This window comes from Paenibacillus nuruki, assembly GCF_001721045.1.
Lineage (GTDB): Bacteria > Bacillota > Bacilli > Paenibacillales > Paenibacillaceae > Saccharibacillus > Saccharibacillus nuruki.
Map to the genome: position 1 here is coordinate 1 of NZ_MDER01000100.1, position 9,573 is coordinate 9,573.

Here is a 9,573-nt window from a genome sequence, read left to right on the forward strand (position 1 = left end):
CTTTAAGAGAGTTTATAGCGTACATGTAGTATATTTTGATTACGCACATTAAATGAGAGTTTAATTAATAGTAACATTTTCAATTTTATTACATAAACGGGTGGATAAATGATGAAAAAAATCATTTCTTCGTATAGTACCAAGAAATGATTACAATTTAATAAAAATTATTTTATTATTTTTGTTTTTCGATTTCTATATTTATGAAATGTAATACTTGCTCTAATACTTTGTTTAAATCTTCATTAGCATTTATTCTATACTGTTCATATGGGACTGATTGATGAATAGTTTCAAAACTGTTTCTCATCTTCTCTAATACTTTCAAGGGATTTTTTCGATTTAATATTTGATCACCTTTCATTCTATTTTGTAACCTCATCAAAGCTATGGCAGGATCAACATCTAGATATATCGATACATTTGGAAGTGGCAGATTGTTATATATCATTTGTAATTCTTTAAGTATAGATATATCACTTAACAATGCTTGTGAAATCCATGATGTATAATACTTATCAACAAAGTACATGATTCCAGACTTCTCATTTGTATAGTAAAAATTTTTATGTGCCTCTTCTGTTAATTCTAATGCATTATGAAATTCAATAAGATTTGGATCAAATAATTCTTCTGCCCTATCCTTCCCATGAAGTAATGAAATGTGTTCCAGCAAACGCTTTCCTCTATTCTTAAAATTCCTCTCATAGGCCCATGTTAATGGACTTGCATTAAAATGGTTTCTGAGTTGATCAATAATTGTTGTTTTTCCGCTACCATCTATTCCAGAAATTTCTATTAACACATTGATTCACTCCTTGAAAGAAAATTGAACCCATGATAAAGAGGTCATTAGAGCATCTTTCCATAAGTGCTCGGTAATATCGCTGTGATTAGGATTCTTTTGCCAGTAATTGTACCTCCAATATGCAACCTGAATACCGGCCAAAGCAGCAATAAAAGGGAGTAACTCAATTTGATACATTGAAAGTGGCTTTCTTCCAATATATCCATCTAAAAATGAATGGGCGCTTTTACTGTCAATATCTATGACTCGAGGCGTTACCATACCAAATAATGCTTTTCCAAGATCAAGTAAAAAGTTATTTTTGCCTGTACTCTCAAAATCAATAAAATATGCTTTTTGATCGTTCATTAATGTATTGATTCGAAATAGATCTCCATGACATATTGTAACATCATATTCATTAATATCAGATTCGACCATCCATAAAATATTTTTTAATAAATTTGGAGTAATATAATCATAAAAGACGTCTGGTAAAAATAGTGTTTTAAATATTTTTAAACTAAAACTTGCACATTCTCTTGAAAAGGATGGTATTTCTAATTGATGAAGTTTTGCAAGTTCGTTTCCAGCAATTCTAAGGTCATTTAAAGAATTAGGATGTTGCCCCTCTATAAACTCCATAAGAATAGATGGAAATTGATTACCTGTTTGTTCGTTGAATACCATCTCGACGTATTTATTTCCAATAATTTTAGGACAATAAACCCCATTTTCAGTTAAGAATTCATGAAATTTCGCCTCATATTCAAGAGCTTCTAATGGTCTTGTGACTGAAATTCTTGAAATAAGAGTACGAGAATCTTTCAAATTTAGTTTGTAGATATGATTTGTATGACCTGTTTGTAACCATTCAATGCTTGATAATTTGACCTTATAACTTGACTCAAAATCTAACTTAGTAAACTTTATAGTCATTGAATGTCTATTGACGTTCATACTATTTAATCCTTTCCTGCTCTTTAACTTGATGATATTTATAAAAGAGCTGTGGAACAATTTCAGCAACCGGATATCTTTCAATTAGCTCTCTGGACTCTATTAATAATTCCTCATATTTATTCTGTTCTTTATTTAAAACCATTGTTGTTAGTATTGTAATAAAGTCAGTTAACTCTTGAGATCTATTATAAGGAAGTGCTCCTGTTGGTTCTTGAATAAAAGAAACAAGATCACGTATTCCATTTGTAATTAATTCTTCTGTATTATTTTTGATATTATTAAGTGATAGCCCTCTTTTTTCAATAGAAAAAGGATTATCAATATGACAATTTTCACCTACAATTTCAGAAGCAACAATATCGCCAATTAAAGGAGACATTAATATTCCATTTCGATACGTACCTGTAGCAACATAAAGTCCGCTAACACTAGTTTCTCCAACTACTGGATATCTATCTGTTGTTATAGGGCGTGATCCAAAATAAAGTTTCTCAATATTTGCAGTTCTAAAACCAGTATGGATTTCATGGATAGCACTATGCAATAAAGAATGAACTTCACCAGATGTTATTCCATCTTTTAAACCTGGAGTATTTGAAATTCGGTTAGTTGCACCAATATATATATCAGAATCGCTTCTTGGGACAATATGAGTTCCACAAGCAAAATCTCTATTAGGTGTGCGTATAACATTCGAAAAAGGGATGTCCGAAGAAACGACCAAACTAACTCCTTTACCCGGCATAAGACGTGGAATCTTTGTCGATAGATTTGTGGTATCTAAAATTTTCTGTATTCCAACTCCTGCACACAGTATAACTTGATCAGCATATATATTTTCCCCATCAACCACAATACCAACTGCTTTGTCGTGTTCTATTAAAACCCTACTCACAATTTTATTAAGATGCTCAACACCTGAATTCATTATTGCTATATCAAGTGCATCCATAAGATCAGATGTATTTATAGAACCTTCGTTTGGAACATAGAGTCCCTGATAAGCAAGATAATCTGGATTTGGCTGAAAATTAGGAATATCGCTAGGTTCTATCCATTCATACTGCTCATTTCTTGTCGCTAGTTCATTTTTAATTCTTTTTAAATTCAGAAGATCCTGTTTCCCATTTACATTAGCGATGAGAAAGGTTCCCATAGTAGTATAAATATCACGACCAGATCTTTCTTTAATTTTTTCTAGCCATGTAGGGAAGTACTTTTGCGCTTGAACACGAAAATTAATTTCTTCCAAATCCAATTTGTTCGTTTTATCAATTGTTATTTCTGCATATGCACCCAGCATAGCTCCTGCCGCATAACTTGCGCTACCATTTGCCTTATAGTGAGGATCAACTGAAAGAATTTTAGAATGAGGTCGAATTTCACTAAGCTTAAAGGTTATTGCTTTACCTATAACCCCTCCGCCTACTATAATAGTATCGTATTTTCTCATAAGTCATCTCCTATAAAAAATGAATATAGTACATTGAAGTCTCTAACAAATAATTTTCCCATTTATCTAAAACAACTCCTGCACTTTGCAACTGTATAGATAATAGTTTGTAATCAAGCTCAACAAATTGAAAATGATTTGTCAGCGTAATGAGTAAGGGGTGGTCATTATTTATGAGTAAATTTTTTGATTCAAGATCAAGAAATTCAAATAATAGCTCTTTACGGTTTTTTCGATTTTTTGTATTTTTCAGTTTAGATAAATTGTCTTCTAATATGTTCACATAACCTTTTCGACGCTCAACATTATCAACAAATCTTTCAACAAGTTGACGTTTAATATTGTAAAAGAGGGCTTCGAAACTAAGTGTATTTTCTATTACGCTATCTTTGTGTGTTAAATCGAGATTTTTACAAGTCAATCGTTCTTGAAGAAGTAGCTTTAACTCTTCACGTTCAAAGAAAATTTGGACTTCACGTAAAGTATCCTTAATAGAGTCTGAAGTGTGTATCAAGTTAAATACTGGGTTTATAGCGTTGAATTCCCCACGTATTGTTTCTGGTTTAGACAAAACTGGAACAAAATTTCCCTTCAACTGCTCAGTAATAAATTCTGATAGAGATGCCTTTTCCATTTTTTTGTGTACAATTAGGAAAAGAGCTGGCCCCAATTCAAAAAAACGAGTTCCCATATCCCAATTCGATCTAGAATTAAGATGAAAATCTATATAAAGCATTTTTCTTTTTTCTTTAGTAATAATGCCCTCTTTTTGAGCAACTAAACTAATACCATGTTTTTGAAAAAAGCACCACAAAGACCTTTCTAGATTTTGCTTAACAGTATCCGGTTTGAAAATAACAAAGGCTAAATCTTTTAATATGATTGTCATTTTCCATCTTCTTCTTTATCTTTAAAATTTACCGATAGTCCAAGATCTTTTAGCATTCCAAAAAAGTTTGGACAGGTTTTCGAGACACAACCAGGATCTGTAATTTGTATTCCTTTAACACGTGCACCAATTAAAGCAAGTGACATTGCGATACGATGATCATCATGAGATTGTAAAAGGACAGGTTTGGGTAATCCTGGATAAACAGTCAATCCGTCTTCGCGCTCTTCAACCTGAATTCCAAGTGCGCTTAAAGAGTCACATATTACCTTTATTCGATCAGATTCATGTGTTCTAATATGTGCAACATCATGAATTGCAATCGGTCCATCCGCAAATATAGCAGTTGTAGCCAAAGTCATAGTTTGATCAGATAATTCTTTCATGCTAATATCAAATCCACCTTTTAATTGTTTAGGACCAATCAGTTCTATGAAAGTATCTCCTCTCGTCACTGTACAACCCATTTTTTCAAAAATATCAATCATTTTTATATCTGGTTGATTTGTGTCGTATCCTATATTAATAATACGTATTTTGCCTTGTGTTAAAGCAGCTAGAGCTAGAAAATATCCACATGTGGATGCATCTGCCTCAAGAGTAATATCTTTCCCAATGTATTGTGAATTTTCGATTATCATATTATTTAAATCGTGCGTGTAAGTTACTTTAGCTCCAAACTCTTCCATCAATCCAATAGTAATTTTTACATATGCGTGTTGAACAATATGATCTTTAATATTTACCTTTACAGGATCCTTTGCATAGGGAGCGGATATTAATACTCCACTAATAAATTGACTTGATATACTTCCCGAAATCCAAACATCTCCGCCTTTAAGACCATTTCCATGAACTTCTATTGGATAGTAGCCCTCTCTCTCTAAATATGTAATATCAGCTCCCAAGTCAATAAGAGCATCGATAAGAGGTCGAATGGGCCTTTCACTCATCCTTTTACTCGCTTCTACTGTCCATGTCCCATTTGTAGAAGTTGCTAATGCTCCTGGTAAAAACCTTGCTATAGTACCAGCCGCTCCTATATAGAGTTTTGCTTCTTCATTAGGCCACTTTCCATTTACTCCGCATACTAGTACAGATTCTTCATTAACTTCAATCTCAACTCCTAATTTACGCAGGGCATCTATACACCAATAAGAATCATCACTTCGTAAAATACCTTTCAAAAATGAATTTCCTTTTGCTAATGCTGCAATAATAAGCGCGCGATTTGTAAAACTTTTACTTCCTGGTATCACAATTTCACTATTTATCAACTTCTGTGCTGGTCCAATTTCTACTAAGCTGTACTCGTTATAATCTGACCATGGTGATCTTGCTCTCAAATCTGCCTCATGCATCTTTAATCAGCTCCCTATCATTATTTAAATGGTTATTATTATATATTATATCAATTAACAACATAGTGTTTAATGCACTTTCTATTTCCAAAGTAGGTTTTTCATTACCTCTAAGCCATTGCATACATTCGTTTAACATCGAATAGTATGGGTCATATCGTTTACTAATGTCAAAAGAAGTTGTATGACATGAATCCTTTGTTTTGACCATAACACTACTTTTCTCTTCTTGAATACTTTTACTAAAGCCAAATAATCCTTTATAAACAATTTTACCTTTTTCGCCGTACAGCTCAAAAAAAGTTTCGTCATGTCCTAAGAAACTAGCCCATGCTAATTCCAAAGACCACGTAATATACTCATTTTCAGCAAATATAGATATCTCATCTTCAACATTAATATCAGAATTTTCTGACTGATGATTGTTATGCCAAGAGGCATAACGATCCGAGCGTAAGAAAAAACTTGATTGACTTCCTGACACTTTGACTATTTTTCCTGGATCACATAACCAATAAATTAAGTCTAGCATATGTGAACCTAGATCAATTAGTACCCCCCGCCTGCTTTTTTACTATCTAAAAACCAACTACTTCCAGGAATTCCGCTATCTCTTATCCAATGCGCTTTTATTTTATAAACATTTCCGATATCGTCATTTTCTAATACACTTTTGATATATTGAATATCTTGGCGAAAACGATTGGGGAGCAGGGGGAATAGTCGATCAGGATAAAGACAATTTATATCTTCTAAGCTCTTCACTTGCTCTTTATTAATACAGATTGGCTTATCACAAAAAACAATCTTATCTGCTTGTAAAGCTTTAATAATATGTTCACAGTGTAAAAAATTCGGTGTTGCAATAAACACTGCATCTATATCAGATAAACTTAAAAGAGCCTCAAGTGTATTTACTATTAATACAGAAGATGGAATTGGTGTATTTTTTGTTTTATTTAAATCTATATCATAAATAACAATTTTGTTTACTGCCTCATTATTGAGAAAGTAAGGCAGATATATCTTTTGTGAAATCCAACCTAGTCCAATAATTCCTATACCAATACTCATTAGCTCATCTCTCCATCCCTTGGAAAATTGGCTAAAACATTTTTTTTTGTAGTAGCTGAAATCGAAAATTTGTTTATTGCTATTATACAAGCACCCAACAAGGAACTATTCATTTCAGAAGTTATTACAACTGAAAGTTTACGAGATAAAAATTTCTTTTCTTCCTGCATTACCGTATCTAAAGCTTGTTTTCGGTAGATATCATTTTTTAATACACTTCCACTAATATGAACATTGTTAATATCTAATAAATTAACTGTATTTGCTATACTCTTCCCTAGGTATATAGCTCCTTTATAGAGAATTTTTTTACCAATTGAATGATTCATCCATTTCGTATTATCAGTTTGATCGTTTGTAGATTTTTTATATAAAGAAGCCATTCCTTTACCTGATGCTACCAATTGAAGACATCCTGTACGACCACAAGAACAAATATCATCGCTAAAATAATCTACAACTATATGACCGAATTCTCCAGCAAATCCGTTTTCACCAGAATACAAATTTTGATTTAAAATAATACCCGATCCAATACCTGTGCCAACATTTATAAAAAGTGAATTTGAACAATCTGGAAAAATATATTTCGATGCCATTGCTCCGGCATTACAATCCTCTACAATCAGGATAGACTTTGTATCAAACATTTGAATGAAACGTTCTATAATATTGTTGCCTTCCCAATAAGGTTTATTAGGCCACTTCACAATCACTCCATTTTTAATAATCCCTGGAAAAGCAATCACTACAAAAGTAGTTTTTTTTCCAAAATTAAAACTGTTAGATAACTGCTCCATATCTTCTTCGAAATCCATTTTAGTTGGGGTATTGATATTCATTTTGATACATTTTTCATTGTGCAAGAAAAGATATTCAATTTTAGAAGCTCCAATATCAATTATAAAAGCTCTTATATTATTGCTCATTGTTTACCACCTGGATTAATTCACTAGGATTGTTGAAAATAAAATCTGGAGCTAATGTCTCAATTATTTTTTTTTCTCCGGTTCCCCAGCATACAAATGCACTAGAAATATTTGCATTTTTAGCACATTGAATATCAAACAATCCATCTCCAATCATAATTGTTGAAGATATATTGCCATTTAATTTTTTCAATATTTTTTCTATACCTTCTGGATCTGGTTTTGAATAAGTAATATCATCAGAAGTTACAACTTCTTCAAAATAATTCATTATGTTATACATCTTTAAAATTTCAAAGGTTCTTATTCTATCTTTTCCTGTAAGTATAGCCATTTTCTTTTTTTGATCAGAAAGACTCTTAATAATTTGTGCCATATAGGGAAATAGATAAATTCTATCTTTATGCGAACTACAATAATGTTGATAATTACGAACAAGCTCTATCGGAATATTTAGTTCTCTAAAAATAGCCTCCAAAGACTTACCCATCAGAGAAAAGAAATGATTGTAAGGTGGGTCTTCGATTCCTAAATTTTGATAACATTCTCCTAATGCTTCAGTCATTAACTGTTTACTATCTACAATGGTTCCATCAAGATCAAATATAAACAGTTGATTATCGGAAAAATTTATTTTTTTTTCAATCATAAACTTCAACAAACTTTCTTATAATTTGAGCAGTTCTCTCTAGATCAATTTGATCATGAAACAAATAATAATGAGGAATCCATACTACTTCTTCAGATATTTTTTTTGAAATAGGAAAATCATCAGAAGAGTACTGAATATCTCGGTTATAATGATGAAATTGTGTATATTTTTCTTTTAAATTATCAAATAATGAAGTTTCAAAAAAAATAGGGTACGTTTTAAAAGCGGGAATACCATTATCAATTAAATAATTAATGAACATTTCCCTTGGTAAATTATTAAAGTATTCTTTTTGATAACGGAACATATACATCGAATAGCCTTGTACTGTTGCATACTCTTTTCGTTGCTGCGGTCTAATTCCATCGATATTTTTTACACATTTATTTAAAAATTGTGTATTACTATTTCGTGTTTCAATTTGTTTTTTCAATCTATCAATCTGTCCTAATAAGAGCGCTGCTTGCAACTCAGACATACGGTAATTTGAAGATAAAAGTAGATGATCGTACGTTGCTCCCATAGGTCTACCACAATTAAAAATTAAGGATGCTTTTTCCCATACTTCTTTACTTTTTGTTATAAATGCTCCACCTTCACCAGCAGTCATTACCTTACTTGCTTGAAAGCTAAAAGTACCAACATCACCAAATGATCCAAGTGGCTTCTCTTTGTAAACGCTACCATGAGCATGAGCACAATCTTCAATAATATATAAATTATGCTTACCTGCAATTTTCATAATTTCATCCATATCACATGCATGTCCTGCTATATGAACAGGAATAATAGCTTTCGTTTTCGATGTGATTTGTTCTTCAATCCGCAAAGGATTTATACAGTAAGTATCTTCACATACTTCTACTGGTATGGGTATTGCATTTCGAATAAGTACAGCTGTAGCAGTTGATATAAAAGTGTATGCAGGTATGAGAACCTCATCTCCGCTTCCGATCCCAAGAGATTCTAATGCTAATTCAAGTGCATGTGTCCCATTTGTAACAGAAAGACAAAAATCTACACCGTGGAGCTCAGAGAAACTCTTTTCAAACTCAAAAATATATTTTGCATTTCCTCTCCAGAGTCGACCTTCTTCAAGGCATTCTAATACTCTCTGTTTATCAAGTTCTGTTATTATTGGCCATTGAGTATTCAAGTTTTCACCCACTTATATATTAATAAATTGTACTTAAAGTTAATCGATGAACATATTTTTTGAACTTATGAACTCATCTAAAACAAATTTAAAATAAAGAATAGTTGCTATATAATTCTTGCAAATAAATAGCTAAACATTTGCTTCCCACCTCCCCTCATTAAAAGCTAATTTTTTAATTATTATCATATCGATATTTATTTTCACGTTAAATTATTTATAAAAATGACTAACTGCATCTTCGATATCTGGTTCTTTAAGTTGTAAATCTAAAACGTCATTGTCCTTTGTAAGAATATTCAATACCTC

10 protein-coding genes are annotated in these 9,573 nt (G+C 31.8%); all 10 read right to left on the bottom strand.

The genetic code is table 11. From position 1 onward, the window contains the following. Positions 1-175: 175 nt before the first annotated feature. The 10 genes from PTI45_RS22975 to PTI45_RS23020 are packed head-to-tail and all read right to left on the bottom strand — an operon-like array spanning position 176 to position 9,264. A complete protein-coding gene (locus PTI45_RS22975) occupies positions 176-805 on the bottom strand; it encodes a nucleoside/nucleotide kinase family protein (protein WP_069329919.1) in 630 nt (209 codons plus the stop codon). A 6-nt stretch (positions 806-811) separates the two neighbouring features. Next, the gene (locus tag PTI45_RS22980; protein WP_069329920.1) at positions 812-1,747 is read right to left on the bottom strand and encodes a phosphotransferase; all 936 of its coding nucleotides are present in this window, start codon (positions 1,745-1,747) and stop codon (positions 812-814) included. Position 1,748: 1 nt separating this feature from the next. Continuing rightward, a complete protein-coding gene (locus PTI45_RS22985; protein ID WP_069329921.1) occupies positions 1,749-3,203 on the bottom strand; it encodes an FAD-dependent oxidoreductase in 1,455 nt (484 codons plus the stop codon). A 10-nt stretch (positions 3,204-3,213) separates the two neighbouring features. Next, a complete protein-coding gene (locus PTI45_RS22990) occupies positions 3,214-4,092 on the bottom strand; it encodes a nucleoside-diphosphate kinase (protein ID WP_069329922.1) in 879 nt (292 codons plus the stop codon). After that, positions 4,089-5,453 carry a 3-phosphoshikimate 1-carboxyvinyltransferase gene (gene aroA, locus PTI45_RS22995; protein ID WP_069329923.1) on the bottom strand — a complete coding sequence of 455 codons (1,365 nt, stop codon included), beginning with the start codon at positions 5,451-5,453 and terminating at the stop codon, positions 4,089-4,091. Before aroA ends, PTI45_RS22990 begins: the two co-directional genes overlap by 4 nt. Further along, positions 5,446-5,985 carry a hypothetical protein gene (locus PTI45_RS23000; RefSeq protein ID WP_069329924.1) on the bottom strand — a complete coding sequence of 180 codons (540 nt, stop codon included), beginning with the start codon at positions 5,983-5,985 and terminating at the stop codon, positions 5,446-5,448. The genes aroA and PTI45_RS23000 overlap by 8 nt, the downstream gene beginning before the upstream one ends. A 17-nt stretch (positions 5,986-6,002) precedes the next feature. Beyond that, positions 6,003-6,527: a Gfo/Idh/MocA family protein gene (locus PTI45_RS23005; RefSeq protein WP_069329925.1), complete on the bottom strand. Its 525-nt coding sequence runs from the start codon at positions 6,525-6,527 to the stop codon at positions 6,003-6,005. Beyond that, positions 6,527-7,456, bottom strand: coding sequence for an ROK family protein (locus tag PTI45_RS23010; RefSeq protein ID WP_069329926.1), 930 nt, complete (start codon positions 7,454-7,456; stop codon positions 6,527-6,529). The genes PTI45_RS23005 and PTI45_RS23010 overlap by 1 nt, the downstream gene beginning before the upstream one ends. After that, positions 7,446-8,105 (bottom strand): HAD family hydrolase, encoded by a 660-nt coding sequence (locus PTI45_RS23015; RefSeq protein WP_069329927.1) that lies wholly within the window; start codon positions 8,103-8,105, stop codon positions 7,446-7,448. The genes PTI45_RS23010 and PTI45_RS23015 overlap by 11 nt, the downstream gene beginning before the upstream one ends. After that, positions 8,098-9,264 (bottom strand): DegT/DnrJ/EryC1/StrS family aminotransferase, encoded by a 1,167-nt coding sequence (locus PTI45_RS23020; RefSeq protein WP_175425258.1) that lies wholly within the window; start codon positions 9,262-9,264, stop codon positions 8,098-8,100. Before PTI45_RS23020 ends, PTI45_RS23015 begins: the two co-directional genes overlap by 8 nt. Positions 9,265-9,573 lie beyond the last annotated feature (309 nt).

What these genes read in the sequence shown, in the direction of transcription:
- PTI45_RS22980 (WP_069329920.1), bottom strand. Translation starts at nt 1,747, where the DNA reads ATGAACGTCAATAGACATTCAATGACTATAAAGTTTACTAAGTTAGAT.
- PTI45_RS22985 (WP_069329921.1), bottom strand. Translation starts at nt 3,203, where the DNA reads ATGAGAAAATACGATACTATTATAGTAGGCGGAGGGGTTATAGGTAAA.
- PTI45_RS22990 (WP_069329922.1), bottom strand. Translation starts at nt 4,092, where the DNA reads ATGACAATCATATTAAAAGATTTAGCCTTTGTTATTTTCAAACCGGAT.
- aroA (WP_069329923.1), bottom strand. Translation starts at nt 5,453, where the DNA reads ATGCATGAGGCAGATTTGAGAGCAAGATCACCATGGTCAGATTATAAC.
- PTI45_RS23000 (WP_069329924.1), bottom strand. Translation starts at nt 5,985, where the DNA reads ATGCTAGACTTAATTTATTGGTTATGTGATCCAGGAAAAATAGTCAAA.
- PTI45_RS23005 (WP_069329925.1), bottom strand. Translation starts at nt 6,527, where the DNA reads ATGAGTATTGGTATAGGAATTATTGGACTAGGTTGGATTTCACAAAAG.
- PTI45_RS23010 (WP_069329926.1), bottom strand. Translation starts at nt 7,456, where the DNA reads ATGAGCAATAATATAAGAGCTTTTATAATTGATATTGGAGCTTCTAAA.
- PTI45_RS23015 (WP_069329927.1), bottom strand. Translation starts at nt 8,105, where the DNA reads ATGATTGAAAAAAAAATAAATTTTTCCGATAATCAACTGTTTATATTT.